Source organism: Klebsiella sp. SYXHC3, assembly GCF_057196925.1.
This window is the reverse complement of sequence record NZ_JBXUNG010000003.1, coordinates 286,734-303,703: the sequence shown is the minus strand read 5'-3', so window position 1 is coordinate 303,703 and position 16,970 is coordinate 286,734. Positions and strand designations below refer to the sequence as shown.

Below are 16,970 nucleotides of genomic sequence, written 5' to 3'. Positions count from 1 at the left end.
TGCGGGCGCGGGTGCTTCGGCATCAGGCACTGACGGAAATGCATGTTCAGGAGCAGAAACGGCGGGTGAGCCTGATGAGTAAAGGGGGTCATGTGTCGCTACGCCGGGCAACATCCGCGGATAAGGAGCAGCTTTGCGCCGGATGGCGGCTGCGCCTTATCCGGCCTACCGTTCGTGGGGCCCGCCATTAATTATTCACCACGCTGGCTGAAACTGCCGAGGTTGGTGGCCTCAAAATCGCTGAGACGTTCCCGGCAGGCCGGGGCAGCCCGCATGGATGCGGGCTGAGGGCCGTGATTTGCAGGGACGCTGCCTCGGCCCGACCCGAAGCCTGCCGGGATAAGTCGAAGGCACCACGAAGTGGCGATTTTGGCGGCCAGAGCCCGGGAGTACAGAGGGCGGCGGCGACTGGCCGCCCTCTGTGCGCTCCCTGCGCCACAGAAAACATATTGCAGAAAAATTAACCGGGAGCGCAATATACTCCGAAGCGCCACGGGATAAACGCTTTTCTCAGGCTAAAAAAGTTGAAAAGTGGTAACAGTATCTACGGTCCGGGTGGCCTGCCATTAATTATTCACCATGGTGGCTGAAACTGCCGAGGTTGGGGGCCGCAAAATCCCCGGTGGCGCTACCGCTTACCGGGGCTACGGCACTGTGCGATTTGGTAGCCCGGACAAGGCGCAACGCGCCGCCTCCGGGGATGAGCGACTGACTCAGGCGCTGGCGCTGTCGAGCCGCGCCAACTGCTCGCTGCTAAGGCTCAGCGCTGCCGCGCGGGCGAAGCTTTCCACCTGCGCCAGGCTGGTGGCGCTGGCAATCGGCGCGGTAACGCCTTCCCGGCTCATCAGCCACGCTAACGCCACTTCTGCGGGCTTCGCCTGCTGTTCTTCCGCCACCGCGACCAGCGTGTCAATAATCCGCATTCCGCGTGGATTGAGATATTTAGCGATGCCGCTACCGCGCTGGCTTTGCGCTAAATCGGACGGCTGGCGATACTTACCGCTCAGGAAGCCGGAAGCCAGGCTGTAGTAGGTCACCACGCCTATATCGCGGCTGACGCAGAGATCGCGTAGCGCCCCTTCAAAGGCGGAGCGGTGATAGAGGTTATATTCCGGCTGCAGCACCTGCCAGGCAGGAAGGCCGCCTTTACGCGCCACTTCCAGCGCCGATGACAGCTGTCCGGCGTCGAGGTTTGAAGCGCCAATCGCCCGCACCTTGCCGGCCTGCTGCAGCGCCTGGAATGCTTCTAACGTTTCATCGATTGGCGTTTCAGGATCCGGCCAGTGGGCGAAATAGAGGTCGACGTAATCCGTATTCAGGCGGCGCAACGAGTCGTCAATCGCCTGCTGGATCCAGGCTTTTTTCAATCCTTTATGGCCGGGTAGCCCCATATCAGAGCCAACTTTAGTGAAGATTTTGACTTTATCGCGTATGCCAGGGCGCGCCTGCAGCCAGCGGCCAATAATGGTTTCGGATTCACCGCCCTGATTGCCCTCCGCCCAGCGGGAATACACATCCGCCGTATCGATAGCATCAAAACCGTGGTCAACAAAAGCATCAAGAATGGCAAAACTGGTTTTCTCATCGATGGTCCAGCCAAAGACGTTGCCGCCAAATACTAATGGGGCGATGGAAAATCCGCTTTTGCCCAATGGACGTGTCATCATGCCGATTACTCCTTAGCTTATATTCTGTTTCCCTCAGATAACCGCAGGGGGTCTGAAGAGGATGTCGAGTGGATAATCAGAAAAGGAATCTTGCGGCGGGCAGTCCATGCCCGCAGGGTACACTCTGACATTATGTCCCGGAATAAACGTCAAAGCTAAAATATTTCCCGGCCAGTTTTTTGTAGGTGCCGTCGGCAAGCATTTTCGCAATCGCGCCATTTATCTCTTCGCGCAGCGCATCGTCGCCTTGACGCAGGCCAATCGCCGCCCCGGCGCCGAACAGTTTATTATCCTGCAGTTGTCCGCCAACAAAGGCGAAATCCTTGCCCTGCGGCTGCTGCAGGAAGCTGTAATCGGCCATCATGCCGGAGAGTACCGCGCCATCGAGACGACCTGACTCAAGGTCGCGAACGACGCTATCGGCGCCCTGATAGGCGACAATGTTAATCCCCTGCGGCCGCCAGTACTGGTTCACATAAGTTTCCTGTGCCGACCCCTGCTCGACGCCGATAGTTTTCCCCTTCAGTTGCTCTGGCGTATTGCCTTTGAGGGTATTTTTGCGCGCCACCAAAAACACCGGCCCGTTGTACAGCTTATCGCTAAAAGCAATCTGCTCTTTACGCTTCTCGGTCATATACATCCCTGAGAGGATCGCGTCGAATTTACGCGCCTTCAGCGCCGGGATGATGCCGTCGAAGTTGCTTTCCACCCACACGCACTTCGCCTGCAGTTGCTGACATATCGCGTTGCCCAAATCGATATCAAATCCCGCCAGCTTGCCCTGCGGATCTTTCCATTCAAACGGCGCGAAGGTCGGGTCAACGCCAAAACGGATCTCTTTCGCCCCGGCGGCCAGCGCCGAAGTCGACGCCATTAATGCCAAACACAACAACAGTGATTTTTTCATTCGAAGTCTTCTCCAGGGATTAACGGCAATGGGCTTGCACTAAACGCGCGAACAGCGTCGCGCCGGTGCAGATAATGTCATCGTTAAAGTCATAACCGGGGTTATGCACCATGCAGCCGCCCTTCTCGCCTTTTTCACCGTTGCCGAGCAGGAAGTAACAGCCCGGACGCTCGCGCAGCATAAAAGCGAAATCTTCGCTGGCGTTCATTGGCGATACCGACTCCAGCACCCCTTCGCGGCCAAAGACTTCCAGCGCCAGCGCCTGGGCGAAATCGGTCTCTTCGTTACTGTTGGTTAATACCGGGTAAGAGTCGTAAATCTCGACTTCGCTGCTGGCGCCATAGCTTTTGGCAGTAAACTCGGTCAGCTCTTGAATACGCTTAATCAGCAGATCGCGAATTTCCGGTTTCATCGCCCGCACGCTGAGCTCCATCACCACGCTCTCAGGAATCACGTTCGAGGCGATGCCGGCCTGGAAAGTCCCCACGCTGACGACCGCCGTTTCACCCGGCGGCACGTTGCGCGCGACGATGCTCTGCAGCGCCATCACCAGCGCCGCGCCGGCCACGATAGGGTCGACGGTTCGTTCCGGATGCGCGCCGTGGCCGCCGTAGCCGGTAATCGTGATTTTGACCGTGTCCGCCGAGGCCATAAAGTTGCCGGCATAGAAGCCCAGCTTGCCAACCGGTAGCCCCGGCATATTGTGCAGGCCGAAGATGCGTTCGCAGGGGAACTGCTCAAACAGGCCATCTTTAATCATCAGATCCGCGCCGCCGATGGCTTCTTCCGCGGGCTGGAAAATCAGATGCACCGTGCCGTTGAACTGGCAGGCCGGCGAGGCGATATATTTCGCCGCCGCGAGCAAAATCGTGGTGTGGCCATCATGGCCGCAGGCGTGCATTTTTCCGGGTACGGTACTGGCCCAGGGTAAATCGGTGGTTTCATAAATCGGTAATGCGTCCATATCGGCGCGCAGGCCAATAGTGCGCGGCGAGTCGCCTTTGCTCAGGCTGCCGACGACGCCGGTTTTACCGAGGCCGCGGGTCACCTGATAGCCCCATTCTGTCAGCTTACCGGCAACCAGCTCGCTGGTATTAAACTCTTCCAGACTTAATTCCGGATTGGCATGTAAATAATGACGGATAGAAATCATTTCATCTTCCGTGGCTTTAATTTCTGGAATTACACAATCAGACATGCCGTTCTCCGGGAATAGATTAAGAACTTAACAAGTTATCCTGGCGCAAAGTTTATGCAAGTAGCATTTCTAATTGCTGGAACACCATCCATCATATTTTTAATACAGACAAATCGCAGAACAATAACCATTAAAACTGGCAAAATTTAAATATAAACGTTTATTTTATGGGTTACACACCAACACTTACTCTACTATCCCCGCTTAATTCAGTTTTAAATAAAAATAAACAGCCATGAAATATCATTTACTTTTACTTGCCTGCGCGCTGACGCTAACAGGCTGCAGCGCTGAGGGCGACACCGCCAGCCAGCAACGCGCCAGCATCCAAAAGATGCGTACCAACACGCTCAGTAAACTCTATAGCCTGTACCCGGAAGCGCGTAGCGATATCCAGCATTCAAAGGGCTACGCGGTCTTCGCCAGTAACAGCAGCAAGATATTAGTCTTTGGATTCGGTAGCGGTTACGGCGTGGTGAAAAATAGCGCCACCGGCAAAGATACCTATATGAAAATGGCCCAGGGCGGCGCCGGTGTGGGTATGGGCGTGAAACAGTTGCGTACCGTACTGGTATTCCACGATAAAGACGCATTGAATACTTTCATTACTAAAGGCTATATGGTCGGCGCGGATGCCAACGCGGCAGCGAAATATGACGACAGCGGCATCGCCCCGATAGGCGCGTCAGCCAACGGCGTGGCGAAAGATACCTCTTCGCTGCCGTCAAAAGTCAATGTTTATGAAATCACCGAGAAAGGTTTGGCGGCTCAGGCAATGGTCAACGGTTATAAATACTGGCCGGATGACGAGCTGAATAAAAGGTGATCCACTGCGGTCCGTACAAGTTAGCATCCATAAGCCGGGTCAGACGTTAGCCTGACCCGGCGCGAATGCCATGCCGCAAGTATCATTATTTAATGACCGAGGGCGCCGCTTACCAGTATTGAGGTAATGATTCCTGTCGCTGCGGCGATCAGCACGTAATTGCCATCGATATAAGACCAGTGATGACCCTCCGGGGGGCGCGGCAGGCCACGTTCGTTCCAGTTACTAACACGATATTCATCACCGCGATAATGCTCCGGCGCCGGATGGCCTTTACGGAAATCGTTACCCCTCCAGGCGAAATGGTCCTGTTCATGGCGTTCCTGGTGACGATCGTCATGACCTCTTCGGTCCGGGCCGCGGCTATCATTGTTGCCCTGATGGTGATCGCCAGGACCGCCCGGCTGGTGGTGTCCATTCTGGTCACCCTGCTTCGGGCCATTCTGCCATACCTGCTGTTGCCCCGGACGATGACCGTCATTTGGGCCATCGGCAAAAGCCTGAGCGCTCAGCACACAGGATAAAATAACCGCCAGAGAAATCATCTTTTTCATAGTACACCTCCTGATATATCTCTTTTCTACCCTGCAAATGTGGAGAAATAGTGATTAGCAACCTATCCAGGACTATTCCTGGCTAATTCAGGAGGAAAGCAAACAATAATTTCAGCGAGCGCCAGACGTAAAAAAGGCCGCTAACGCGACCTTTTTTGTTCTCAGCGAGTCAGTATTACTCAGAGACTTTATTCTTTAACTCTTCAGCGCCTTGCTTGGTTTTATCCCAGCCTTTCTCGCTGACTTCTTTGGTTTTATCCCAACCTTTGCTGGCGCCTTCTTTAGTGGCGTTCCAGCCTTTCTCAGTGCCTTCTTTGGTCTTATCCCAGCCCTTCTCGGCGCCTTCTTTGGTTTTATTCCAGGTATTCTGCGTGCCTTCGCTTATCTGGCTGCCGACGCTATCGCTTTTCCCTTCAGCAGCATGTTTGGACTTGAGCTTCATCTCTTCGCCCTGATTCTGCGCCTGGTGCAGTTTTTCTTTTGCCGTGTTGGCATTTTCGTGGGCTGCGGCCACGGTATCATCGGTTGCATGTGTAGTGGTTGCCGCGAATACCGGAGAAGCGACCAGAATAGCGGATAGTGCAATCATTGCTTTTTTCATATTTTTCCTCTCTTAACGCGTGCTTTATGTTACGAGTCACATTCAGCATGGCATAAGCTTCTGCGCTTGGCATTAGGAAAAGTTCTTAAAACTGCCTGACCGCTATTCCGTCGTTTTAGTGATCGAGATAGAGATAGCTTTCCCAGCTTTTCATACGGATGAGGATCTTTCTTATCAGCGACAGGTGCTCAAAATGTTCCGAATAGACGGCGGCTTCGACATCCGCGCCCTGCGGCAACTGATAATTTGCCAGACGATCGTCGGTCACTTTTAATACCACCAGCGCTCGGCCGCGCGCCGCCAGATCGTTGGCCGTCAGCAACGTCCCCTGACCCTGAAACTGGCTTTCGCCAATCGCCGGCAGCACTTCCGCAACCTGCGCTTTAAATACGGTTCCCGGAATAGAGGGGAACAGTAATTCAGCCTGTTCACCTTTTTGCAAACGCTGCAGCGCGTTCTGGCGGAATGCGGCGACGTATTCACGTGAATTCGCATTATCCGTTGGCACAAACGTCATTACCGGCTTCAGCCCCAACGCGGTGGACATGGTCCCAGGACGCAGACCGACGGTACTGACATAGCCGTCAGACGGCGCGCGCACCACCGTGTTATCGAGCTTAAATTGCGCCTCGCGCAGCTGCGCCAGCAGCGAAGCGACTTTGGTGTTCTCGCCGTGCACCACCGAATTGAGATCGTTACGCGCCTGTGCGACCTTTGCCCGGGCGGCGTCAACCGCCGCCTGCGAGGCTTTCCAGTTCTGGCGACGGGTATCGACCATCTGATCGGAAAAGGCCCCTTTATCATGACCTGCCTGGAAGCGGGCGTATTCACGCTGGGCCCGGTCGCGCTCGGCGACCGCTTTGCTTAAATCAGCCTGCGCGCTGGTTAACCCCGCATCCAGCGACAACGCCTCCTGGCTGGCCGCTTTCACCTGCGCGGTCAGGTCGTCCACCTTCGCCTGGAACGGGGTTGGGTCGATGGTGAACAAGATGTCGCCTTCATGCAGCATCTGATTTGGTTTCACCGGCACGCTGGTGACTCGACCGCGGGTTTGCGAAACAATGGGCACGGTGCGATAAACCTGCTTCCCGACTTCGCTATAGGGGAAGTTATAATTCATACCGAGGATTAACATGCCAATCAGTATCACGCCACCTAATACCGCAGTGGGAACCGTCCATTTATTTAATGGAATACGGAATACTTTAAATATCACGATACACAAGGCGGCATAACACAGCAGTAATAACGTTTCCATTATTTACCCTCCTGATTGACGGCGCTATTTTTCAGACGGTTTAATTCCGCCTGCATCGCATCCAGACGCTGATGTAAATCGTGCTGGTCGGTCTTTAACTGCTGCATTCCCCAGCCGCGGTCTTCTCGCCACAGCGTGGCCCAGATCCACAGCAGCGGCCACAGCACGTGCAGGGTGAACAAGCTCACCCAGCCAGCGTAATGAATCGCATCCTGGTGCGGATGATTTCTTTTTTTGGCTATTTCATACGGAATATCGTGGATCATGATAATTCCATAAAATAAAATCAGCACCACCGCAATCAGGATGGCTAAAGCAATATAATCCAGGGTCATAAAATAACTCCAGAATGTGTGACGTATTTCACATTCACTTTATACAGGCGTCAGCAAGCCGGGCATAATCGCCCTGACAACTGACCATATTAATCAGAATTTATCCGGTATTTTTCGGTCGATAGAAATGAGTTGACCTTTTTTCACCGTGATATAACCGCCTTCTTTTAACGCCGCTAAAACCTGATATACATAGCTGCGCGAAAGATTGGTCCGTTTAATAATAAAAGCGGACAGGCTTTCACGTTTTCCACAATCGATCTCGTTACGGTACAGATAACGCGATAGCATCGATTTTATGGTCTGAAAACCGGACAGGTTGCCGCGCTCGTTGTGCGCATCGAGAGCAAAAATGCCCATGTAGGCCAGAATAGTCGTCAGCTCTTTCATATACTCCGGCGAAGAGTAAAAGAAGATACGCTCGAAATCCTCCACGCTGATTCTGGCAAAACGGCAGCGATCGAGACATTGATATAGTAGCTCTACCGCCGGGCAGTAGTGCTCAAGCAGGCCCAGCGGCATATGCTCGATCACAATCCCCAACAGGTTATCAGGGTCGTTGACTGCGAGGGTGATTTGCCCGGACAGCAGAAAGTAAATGAACCCATCCTGCGGCTGAAAACGCTCGCCGGTGGCGCACTCGACGTTTTCGCTACAGGCGATGACGTGTGGGAGATGCGCATTTAACTGCAGCTTCTGGTAGCACGCATGGATACGACCAAAACTGCTATTCAACTTCCCCGTATCCATTGCCGTACTTTCCCGTATCACCGACGTCATCAAATATATATAAGGCAAAGCGAGGGGAAAAGTCCACAGCTGGAGTTTTGGCGTAAAGATATGTCTGGCAAGACTATTTCCCCTCTCCACGATGCAATAAATCAGCATAGATCGCCGTTAAAATCCCGCCGGGGCGGAATTGCTTCTTAATCCACTGCGTCACCTGGCCGGTAGCCGCGTGCTGAGTGGCCAGCAACATGCCGGAATCCTGGCGCGGGTTGTGGATCTGGCGGATCACCAACAGATTCTCCGCAATGGCTTCATGAGCCATATAGTCGGGTAAGAAGCCGATCCCTTCGCCGAGGATCTGACACTGACATTTGGTATTGAAGTCGGGAACCAGGATCGCCTCCTGGCCATGCAGAAGCCAACCGACCTTTTTATTAATCGTACTGGCGGTGTCCTCAACCATGATATTGGGATAGAGGCGTAACTGGCTTTCTGAAATAGGTTCGGGCATAAACGCCAGCGGATGATCCGGGGCAATAGCAAACACCCAGCGGATCGCGCCGATCTCGGTATAATCGATACCGCCGCCGTCAAGTAGTGTATCCGGCGCGCCGATAGCAATATTCGCCTGGTTATTGATGATCGAATCCCAGACGCCGTTGTATACCTCGGTGGTAACGGTTATCTGGCAGGTGGGAAACTGTTTTTTCAACACCTGCAGCAGGCGGGCGGTATGGCGCGGCGTATATAACAGTTGATTGATGCAGATGCGCACCCTCGCTTCAATGCCCTGCGAGATAGTATCAATGCTGCGCTTTATCGCATGGAAATCATTAAGCAGATCGGTGGCCTTGCGAAACAGATAGTAACCAGATTCCGTCAGTTCAATGCTGCGGGTGTTGCGGGTAAACAGCACCACGTCCAGCCCGGCTTCCATCCGTTTGATGGTATAGCTGATGGCTGAGGTGGTTAACCCCAGCTCATCGGCCGCCTTGCTGAAGCTGCCAAAACGCGCCGCGGTGGTGAATGCCAGCAGATTTTCTTCAGTAAAAATCGAGTTCATGCGCCCTTCCCGCCTTCGCTAAACCATACATGAGCTGAATGTATTGGTTACTGTGGCGAGGGGCAATCATTTTTGAACAATGCTTAATACCCGTCGCGGCTTCAGGCTCGCTCTTTACTGGTCGCCTCGCTGAGTTTGCGCCCGCTATATTCTGAAATAAAGCCGACACAATTGCCCGCCAGAAATCCCAACAGAGTCACCGTCCAGTTCAAACCGGTGGCGAAAAAGAGCGTCATGCCGAGGAAACCGCCGGGAATAAACGAGGTCAGCGTAAATCGCCCCTGCCAGACGATGACTGCCGAAAACGGCACCGTGGTAATGACGCTTGCCCAGAACCCCGACATACCGCTGGCTGAAGCGAGAGCGCCGGCGGCCAGCGCCGCCAGCCACGCCCACACTGCCCCGGAATAGTTAACGCACAGGCTTTTGACAAAGCCGGATTGACCCCCCCCTGCCGCATAGAAACTACAGAACGCGACGAAGCCGATGGTTCCCAATAATTCCCAACCGTGCTGCAGCCCGACGTGCGAGGAAATGAGCTGCCAAACGCCTGCGCAAATACCGACGGTGATCCCCGTAGCGGTGAGTCCGTTCATCTCTTTCCCCTCTGAAAAATAGATTGATGACGTTGCTTTCTGACGGCAACTATATCGAAAGAAAACCCGATTGCGTTAAGGGGTATAAGCGTAAAGAAGTAAACATTGCTCTGCCGCACAGTCTGCATCGATTATTGAAATTTATTCAATAATCCACCGGATTATGGCGAATAAAATTTAAGCGGGTTCTTTTATCTATTTCTGGTTGCTATGCTCAAGCCATCGAGAAAGTCTCAGCCGCAACAACAGGAGCAAGATGATGGCCACGGAAAATATTATTGCTGACTATCTTTTGGCTGCAGAGCAGGGAAATATTGCGAAATTAACAGCCTGCCTGGCAAGTGGCGTCGATATTAATGCCAGTAATCGTCAGGGGCGAACCGCCATTACCCTCGCCAGCCTGAATAAACATTATGCTTGTGTCTCGGTTCTTATTGCCGCTGGCGCGGATATTAATAAGCAGGACCAGACCTGTTTTAACCCGTTTTTAATTAGCTGCCTGAATAACGACGTCGAACTACTGCGCTTAATTTTGCCGGCAAATCCCGACCTCGAACGATTAACGCGTTTCGGTGGTGTAGGCCTGACCCCGGCCTGTGAAAAAGGCCATCTTGAGATCGTCAAAATATTGCTGACGGAAACCAATATTAACGTTAACCACACCAATTTCGTTGGCTGGACACCGCTACTGGAAGCGATTGTCTTAAACGACGGCGGTGCGACGCAGCAGGAGATCGTCAAACTGCTGCTGGACCACGGCGCCAACCCGCATATGACCGATAAGTACGGTAAATCGCCGCTGGAGCTGGCATGGGATAAGGGATTCAGTGAAATCGCCCACCTGCTGGTCGCCGCCGGAGCCTGAGGAAGGAGAATCGCCATTAACACCTCCTCATGGCGGTGTGTGCAAGCGCTAACTGCGGATGAGAGCTTTCTCTCGCAGCGCGGCGGCGGACAGGTCGAGCAGGTTTTCACTCATGCGGTGAACCTGCTCATCCCCGGCAAACCAGGGCTTCTGACGCTGCTGTGTGAAACTTCTGATAATGCGCCCAATAGCTGTAGGTTAGCACTCACCCACTTTGACAACCTGCTCTGGCCAGGGGAAAGCGTCCGGTTTACCGATTCAGGGATTTACATTGGCGATAATACATGGATAGACATCCACCGTTGTGAGCGCTGGCAAACGCCGCAGGCAGTATTAAACGCGGCAACATTTAGCCAGATAGCCTGGCGACGATGGCGCAACATTATCGTTACGCAGTTACATGAGGATGACACGTTATTTCTCTATCGCGGCGACAATCCCTTTTATCACGCGATGCGTCATGAACTCCAGCAGCGACGGGAAACCTTATTTAAAGCGCTTGGCGAAAATAAAAATATCAGCGCCGCCGTGGCGAACATGATCGGATTAGGCATTGGCCTGACGCCATCGGCGGATGATTATTTGCTAGGTCTAAGCGTTATTTTATTCATAAAGGGGCACCCGGCTAATCAATACCGGGAAGCATTTATAACCGCGCTGCAAAGCGCCCGACAAAATACTACGCCGCTCAGCGCGATAACGCTGGAGGCAGCGATAAACCAACGTTATCGAGAAAGTATCGCCGTGTTGATTAATCTGCTGGTTAATCAATCGACAACCTTTTCTATTGAGGCTATTGCCGATATTAAAAATATTGGCTCAAGTTCCGGCAGCGACATGCTATTGGGCATGGCGGATGCCTGCGCGCTGAGCCAAACGTATGGAGGGAATAATGTCAGTTAAAATAGTGGTGAAGAAGAATACCTATTTTGATTCCGTCTCATTAATGTCGATTTCCACCCGCGCTAATAAGCTCGATGGCGTAGAGCAGGCATTTGTGGCGATGGCGACGGAAATGAATAAAGGGGTGCTGAATAACCTTGGGCTGCTGACCCCGGAGCTGGAAGCAGCGAAAAACGGCGACCTGATGATCGTCATCAAGGGCAAAGACGGCGCCGATTGCGAACAAATACTCAGTGAAATAGAAGCGCTGTTCAGCAAAAAGGCCGAAAGCGGCCAGCACGAAGCGCGCTACGCTACCCTCGCCAGCGCCAAAAAACATCTTCCGCAAAGTAACCTCGCGATTATTTCGGTCAACGGCCTGTTTGCCGCTCGCGAAGCGCGTCAGGCGCTGCAAAACGATCTTAACGTGATGCTGTTTTCCGATAACGTCTCTATTGACGACGAACTGGCGCTGAAACAGCTGGCCCACGAAAAGGGGTTGTTGATGATGGGGCCAGACTGCGGCACCGCCATTATTAACGGTGCGGCGCTGTGCTTCGGTAACGCGGTTCGCCGTGGCAACATCGGCATTATCGGCGCCTCCGGCACCGGTAGCCAGGAGCTGAGCGTCCGTATCCACGATTTCGGCGGTGGCATCTCGCAGCTGATTGGTACCGGAGGCCGCGATCTGAGTGAGAAAATCGGCGGCCTGATGATGCTCGACGCCATTCAGATGCTGGAAGCCGATCCGCAAACAGAAATTATCGTCCTTGTTTCAAAACCACCGGCTCCAGCGGTGGCGAAAAAAGTGCTCGAACGCGCTCGCGCCTGCCGTAAACCGGTGGTGGCGTGCTTCCTCGGCCGCGCCGAGCCCCCCGCCGATGAGCCAGGCCTGCAGTTCGCCCGCGGCACTAAAGACGCGGCGCTGAAGGCCGTCCTGCTGAGCGGTATTAAGCAGGAAAATCTCGATGTGCATCCGCTGAACCAGGCGCTGATTGCTGACGTTCGCGCGCAGCTCACGCCACAGCAAAAGTACATTCGCGGCCTGTTCTGCGGCGGTACCCTGTGCGATGAAACCATGTTCGCGGTACTGGAAAAACACGCGGATGTTTATAGCAACATTCAGCCGGATCCGGCTTATCGCCTGAGCGATATCAATCGCAGCATCAAACACACCTTCCTCGATTTCGGCGATGACGACTTCACTAACGGTAAGCCGCACCCGATGATCGACCCAACCAACCGTATCAGTCGCCTGCTGCAAGAAGCGCGCGATCCCGAAGTGGCGGTCATCGTCATGGACTTCGTGCTGGGCTTCGGAGCGCATGAAGATCCGGTGGGTTCGACGATCGCGGCGATCAAAGAGGCCAAAGCCATTGCCGCCGCCGATGGCCGCCCATTAGCGATTCTCGCTTACGTGTTAGGCACCGACATCGATACGCCGTCGCTGGAGCAACAGCGCCAGATGCTGCTTGACGCTGGCGTCATTCTGGCCAGCAGCAGTACCAATACCGGTTTGCTGGCGCGTGAATTTATCTGCAAAGGGGAGCAAGCCTGATGAGCCAGTCGCTATTTAACCAGCCGTTGAACGTGATTAACGTCGGTATCGCCATGTTCAGCGACGATTTGAAAAAGCAGCACACCGCCGTCACCCAGCTCGACTGGACGCCGCCGGGCCAGGGCAATATGCAGGTGGTCGAGGCGCTGGATCGCATCGCCGACTCGCCGCTGGCGGATAAAATCGCCGCCGCCAACCAGCAGGCGCTGGAGCGTATTATTCAGTCGCACCCGGTACTCATCGGCTTTGATCAGGCCATTAACGTCGTGCCGGGCATGACGCCAAAAACCATTCTGCATGCCGGCCCGCCGGTGGAATGGCAAAACATGTGCGGCGCCATGAAAGGCGCGGTCACCGGCGCGCTGGTCTTTGAAGGGCTGGCGAAAGATCTGGATGAAGCCGCCGAGCTTGCCGCCTCCGGTGAAATTACCTTCTCACCCTGTCACGAACACGACTGCGTGGGTTCGATGGCGGGCGTGACGTCGGCGTCGATGTTCATGCACATCGTCGAGAACAAAACCTACGGCAATATCGCTTATACCAACATGAGCGAGCAGATGGCGAAGATCCTGCGCATGGGGGCTAACGATAAGAGCGTGATCGATCGTCTGAACTGGATGCGCGACGTGCTGGGCCCCATGCTGCGCGACGCCATGAAGATCATCGGCGAAATCGATCTGCGCTTAATGCTGGCGCAGGCGCTACACATGGGCGATGAGTGCCATAACCGCAACAACGCCGGCACCACCCTGCTGATTCAGGCGCTCACGCCGGGGATTATTCAGGCCGGTTATCCGGTAGAGCAGCAGCGCGAAGTGTTCGAATTTGTCGCCAGCAGCGATTACTTCTCCGGGCCGACGTGGATGGCGATGTGCAAAGCGGCGATGGACGCGGCCCACGGTATTGAATACAGCACCGTGGTGACCACCATGGCGCGTAACGGCGTCGAGTTCGGACTGCGGGTCAGCGGCCTGCCGGGACAATGGTTTACCGGCCCGGCGCAGCAGGTGATAGGCCCGATGTTTGCCGGTTTTAAACCGGAAGACTCCGGCCTCGATATCGGCGACAGCGCGATTACCGAAACCTATGGCATCGGCGGTTTCGCCATGGCGACGGCGCCGGCTATCGTCGCGCTGGTCGGCGGAACGGTAGAAGAAGCGGTCGATTTCTCGCGCCAGATGCGTGAAATCACCCTTGGCGAAAACCCGAACGTCACCATTCCGCTGCTCGGCTTTATGGGGATCCCGACCGCGATCGACATCACCCGCGTCGGCAGCAGCGGTATTTTACCGGTGATCAACACCGCTATCGCCCACAAAGACGCCGGGATCGGCATGATCGGCGCCGGGATCGTTCATCCGCCGTTTGCCTGTTTCGAAAAAGCGATCCTCAGCTGGTGCGATCGTTACGACGTTTAGCGTTGTAGCCCGGGCGAGGCGTTTACGCCGACCCCGGGAAATCCCCGGCAGCCCTACGCCTGGCCGGGCGACTACCACGACCACACAATAACAATAACCACATCACCTTCTGTAGCGGAAGCCGGATATGAAAGAACTTATCGTCGTTGCCATTGGCGGCAACAGCATTATCAAAGATAACGCCAGCCAGTCGATCGAGCATCAGGCCGAGGCGGTCAAAGCGGTGGCCAGCACGGTGCTGGAGATGCTGGCTTCGGACTATAACGTGGTGCTAACCCACGGTAACGGCCCGCAGGTTGGGCTGGATTTACGCCGCTCGGAGATAGCCCATGAACGAGAAGGTCTGCCGCTGACGCCGCTGGCTAACTGCGTCGCCGATACCCAGGGCGGCATCGGCTACCTGATCCAGCAGGCGTTGAATAACCGCCTTGCCCAGCGCGGCGAGCAAAAGGCGGTTACCGTCGTCACCCAGGTTGAAGTCGATAAAAACGATCCCGGCTTTGCCTATCCGACCAAGCCTATCGGCGCGTTCTTTAGCGAAAGCCAGCGCGATGAACTACAACAGGCGCATCCTGAGTGGCGCTTTGTGGAAGATTCGGGCCGCGGCTATCGCCGGGTGGTCGCCTCGCCGGAGCCGAAACGCATTGTCGAAGCGGAAGCTATTAAAGCGCTGACCCGGCAAGGCTTTGTGGTGATCGGCGCCGGCGGCGGCGGGATCCCGGTGGTGCGCAGCCCGCAGGGCGACTACCAGAGCGTGGATGCGGTGATCGACAAAGATCTCTCAACCGCCCTGCTGGCCCGCGAAATTGATGCTGATATTCTGGTGATCACCACCGGGGTGGAGAAAGTGTACGTGAATTTCGGCAAGCCTAATCAGCAGGCATTGGGTCGCGTCGGTATCGACGAGATGAGCCGCTATATGCAAGAAGGACATTTCCCGGCTGGCAGCATGCTGCCAAAAATCGTCGCCAGCCTCGCGTTCCTGCAACACGGCGGCAAGCGGGTGATCATCACCACGCCGGAATGTCTGCCAGCCGCGCTACGTGGCGAAACGGGAACTCATATTGTGCATGACTGACACAAAAGGAAGAAAGAATGAATAAAGACAATAGCCGCCGTGAATTTCTTACCCAAAGCGGAAAAATGGTCACCGCCGCCGCCCTGCTGGCGGCAGGCGCGCCGGCGGCGTATGCCGCAAGCAACCCGCCATCCGCGGCCACCTGCGATAATAAAGGCGCGGTCAACGTCGCCGATAAACATTACTACCTTGATAACGTGCTGCTGGAAAGCGGCTTCGAATATGAAAACGGCGTGGTGGTTCACACCCGGACCGAGCGGCAAACACTGGAAATAAAAGACGGCAAAATCGTCGCCCTGCGCAGCAATCTGAGCCACCCGGACGCCACGCTGCCGCGCTACGATGCGGGCGGTAAACTGATGCTGCCTGCCATGCGCGACATGCATATCCATCTGGACAAAACGTTTTACGGCGGCCCGTGGCGCTCGCTTAACCGCCCGGCGGGCACCACCATTCAGGATATGATCAAGCTTGAGCAGAAATTGCTGCCGGAACTCCAGCCTTACACGCAGGCGCACGCCGAGAAGCTTATCGACCTGATTCAATCCAAAGGCTCGACCATCGCCCGCAGCCACTGCAATATTGAGCCGGTGTCCGGGCTGAAGAACCTTGAGAATCTGCAGGAAGTACTGGCGCGGCGTAAGCCAGGCTTTGACTGCGAAATCGTCGCTTTTCCGCAGCACGGGCTGCTGCTGTCGAAATCGGAATCGCTGGTTCGCGAAGCGATGCAGGCCGGCGCCCATTATGTCGGCGGCCTCGACCCGACTAACGTCGATGGCGCGATGGAGAAATCGCTCGATACCATGTTCCAGATTGCGCTCGATTACGACAAAGGGGTGGATATTCATCTGCATGAAACCAGCCCGGCGGGCGTGGCGGCGGTGAACTATATGGTGGAAACCGTGGAGAAGACCCCGGCGCTGAAAGGCAAGCTGACCATCAGCCACGCTTTTGCGCTGGCGACGCTCAACGAGCAGCAGGTCGATGCCATCGCGACCCGCATGGCGGCGCAGCAGATCACCATCGCCTCCACCGTTCCGATCGGCACTCTGCACATGCCGCTCAAGCAACTGCGCGAAAAAGGCGTCTTCGTGATGACCGGTACCGATAGCGTAATTGACCACTGGTCGCCGTACGGACTGGGCGACATGCTGGAGAAAGCCAATCTCTACGCCCAGCTGTATATCCGCCCCAATGAGCAGACCCTGTCGCGCGCGCTGGCCATCGCCACCGGCGACGTGCTGCCGCTGAATGACAAGGGCGAGCGCGTATGGCCAAAAGCGCAGGACGACGCCAGCTTTGTGCTGGTCGATGCCTCCTGTTCCGCCGAAGCCGTGGCGCGAATTTCGCCGCGCACCGCCACCTTCCATAACGGTAAGATGGTCTGGGGCAGCGTCGGCACCTGAAGCCAGCGTCATGTAAGAAACCCCGGCAA

At 55.2% G+C, this 16,970-nt stretch carries 17 protein-coding genes; 7 read left to right on the top strand and 10 right to left on the bottom strand.

Annotated elements, in window-relative coordinates:
• Positions 1 to 713 precede the first annotated feature (713 nt).
• The 3 genes from AC2CGP_RS10965 to AC2CGP_RS10955 form a co-directional block, all read right to left on the bottom strand.
• Entirely contained in the window at positions 714 to 1,667 is a 954-nt protein-coding gene (locus AC2CGP_RS10965; RefSeq protein ID WP_015704664.1) for an aldo/keto reductase, read from the bottom strand.
• 130 nt (positions 1,668 to 1,797) lie between these two features.
• Positions 1,798 to 2,574: an ABC transporter substrate-binding protein gene (locus AC2CGP_RS10960; RefSeq protein WP_015367838.1), complete on the bottom strand. Its 777-nt coding sequence runs from the start codon at positions 2,572 to 2,574 to the stop codon at positions 1,798 to 1,800.
• Positions 2,575 to 2,593: 19 nt separating this feature from the next.
• Positions 2,594 to 3,772 (bottom strand): M20 aminoacylase family protein, encoded by a 1,179-nt coding sequence (locus AC2CGP_RS10955; protein WP_015704662.1) that lies wholly within the window; start codon positions 3,770 to 3,772, stop codon positions 2,594 to 2,596.
• A gap of 235 nt (positions 3,773 to 4,007) precedes the next feature.
• Here AC2CGP_RS10955 and AC2CGP_RS10950 point away from each other — a divergent pair, with 235 nt between their 5' ends.
• Positions 4,008 to 4,598 carry a lipid-binding SYLF domain-containing protein gene (locus tag AC2CGP_RS10950; protein ID WP_032707577.1) on the top strand — a complete coding sequence of 197 codons (591 nt, stop codon included), beginning with the start codon at positions 4,008 to 4,010 and terminating at the stop codon, positions 4,596 to 4,598.
• 89 nt (positions 4,599 to 4,687) lie between these two features.
• Here the strand turns inward: AC2CGP_RS10950 and AC2CGP_RS10945 are convergent, their stop codons facing one another.
• The 7 genes from AC2CGP_RS10945 to AC2CGP_RS10915 all read right to left on the bottom strand — a co-directional run bounded on the left by AC2CGP_RS10945 (position 4,688) and on the right by AC2CGP_RS10915 (position 9,734).
• The gene (locus tag AC2CGP_RS10945) at positions 4,688 to 5,152 is read right to left on the bottom strand and encodes an RcnB family protein (RefSeq protein ID WP_032712794.1); all 465 of its coding nucleotides are present in this window, start codon (positions 5,150 to 5,152) and stop codon (positions 4,688 to 4,690) included.
• 175 nt (positions 5,153 to 5,327) lie between these two features.
• Complete coding sequence (locus tag AC2CGP_RS10940; protein WP_475702378.1) at positions 5,328 to 5,753, bottom strand: hypothetical protein; 426 nt, start codon at positions 5,751 to 5,753, stop codon at positions 5,328 to 5,330.
• 115 nt (positions 5,754 to 5,868) lie between these two features.
• Positions 5,869 to 7,011 carry an HlyD family secretion protein gene (locus tag AC2CGP_RS10935; protein ID WP_032707576.1) on the bottom strand — a complete coding sequence of 381 codons (1,143 nt, stop codon included), beginning with the start codon at positions 7,009 to 7,011 and terminating at the stop codon, positions 5,869 to 5,871.
• Complete coding sequence (locus tag AC2CGP_RS10930) at positions 7,011 to 7,346, bottom strand: DUF3302 domain-containing protein (RefSeq protein WP_015367844.1); 336 nt, start codon at positions 7,344 to 7,346, stop codon at positions 7,011 to 7,013. The genes AC2CGP_RS10935 and AC2CGP_RS10930 overlap by 1 nt, the downstream gene beginning before the upstream one ends.
• Before the next feature lie 93 nt (positions 7,347 to 7,439).
• Positions 7,440 to 8,081, bottom strand: a complete 642-nt coding sequence (locus AC2CGP_RS10925) for a helix-turn-helix domain-containing protein (protein WP_063410671.1) — start codon at positions 8,079 to 8,081, stop codon at positions 7,440 to 7,442.
• 118 nt (positions 8,082 to 8,199) lie between these two features.
• Positions 8,200 to 9,138 (bottom strand): LysR substrate-binding domain-containing protein, encoded by a 939-nt coding sequence (locus AC2CGP_RS10920; protein WP_045361905.1) that lies wholly within the window; start codon positions 9,136 to 9,138, stop codon positions 8,200 to 8,202.
• 101 nt (positions 9,139 to 9,239) lie between these two features.
• Entirely contained in the window at positions 9,240 to 9,734 is a 495-nt protein-coding gene (locus AC2CGP_RS10915) for a DUF1097 domain-containing protein (protein WP_015367847.1), read from the bottom strand.
• Positions 9,735 to 9,993: 259 nt separating this feature from the next.
• On the opposite strand from AC2CGP_RS10915, the gene AC2CGP_RS10910 reads away from it, so the two are divergent.
• The 6 genes from AC2CGP_RS10910 to AC2CGP_RS10885 all read left to right on the top strand — a co-directional run bounded on the left by AC2CGP_RS10910 (position 9,994) and on the right by AC2CGP_RS10885 (position 16,941).
• Positions 9,994 to 10,599: an ankyrin repeat domain-containing protein gene (locus AC2CGP_RS10910; RefSeq protein ID WP_020079417.1), complete on the top strand. Its 606-nt coding sequence runs from the start codon at positions 9,994 to 9,996 to the stop codon at positions 10,597 to 10,599.
• 39 nt (positions 10,600 to 10,638) lie between these two features.
• A complete protein-coding gene (locus tag AC2CGP_RS10905; protein WP_163389337.1) occupies positions 10,639 to 11,502 on the top strand; it encodes an oxamate carbamoyltransferase subunit AllH family protein in 864 nt (287 codons plus the stop codon).
• Positions 11,492 to 13,039, top strand: coding sequence for an acyl-CoA synthetase FdrA (gene fdrA / locus AC2CGP_RS10900; protein WP_015367852.1), 1,548 nt, complete (start codon positions 11,492 to 11,494; stop codon positions 13,037 to 13,039). The genes AC2CGP_RS10905 and fdrA overlap by 11 nt, the downstream gene beginning before the upstream one ends.
• Positions 13,039 to 14,457 (top strand): YlbE family protein, encoded by a 1,419-nt coding sequence (locus AC2CGP_RS10895; RefSeq protein WP_213759364.1) that lies wholly within the window; start codon positions 13,039 to 13,041, stop codon positions 14,455 to 14,457. Before fdrA ends, AC2CGP_RS10895 begins: the two co-directional genes overlap by 1 nt.
• A gap of 127 nt (positions 14,458 to 14,584) precedes the next feature.
• Positions 14,585 to 15,535 carry a carbamate kinase family protein gene (locus AC2CGP_RS10890; RefSeq protein WP_015367854.1) on the top strand — a complete coding sequence of 317 codons (951 nt, stop codon included), beginning with the start codon at positions 14,585 to 14,587 and terminating at the stop codon, positions 15,533 to 15,535.
• Positions 15,536 to 15,552: 17 nt separating this feature from the next.
• Positions 15,553 to 16,941 carry an amidohydrolase family protein gene (locus AC2CGP_RS10885; RefSeq protein ID WP_015367855.1) on the top strand — a complete coding sequence of 463 codons (1,389 nt, stop codon included), beginning with the start codon at positions 15,553 to 15,555 and terminating at the stop codon, positions 16,939 to 16,941.
• Positions 16,942 to 16,970 lie beyond the last annotated feature (29 nt).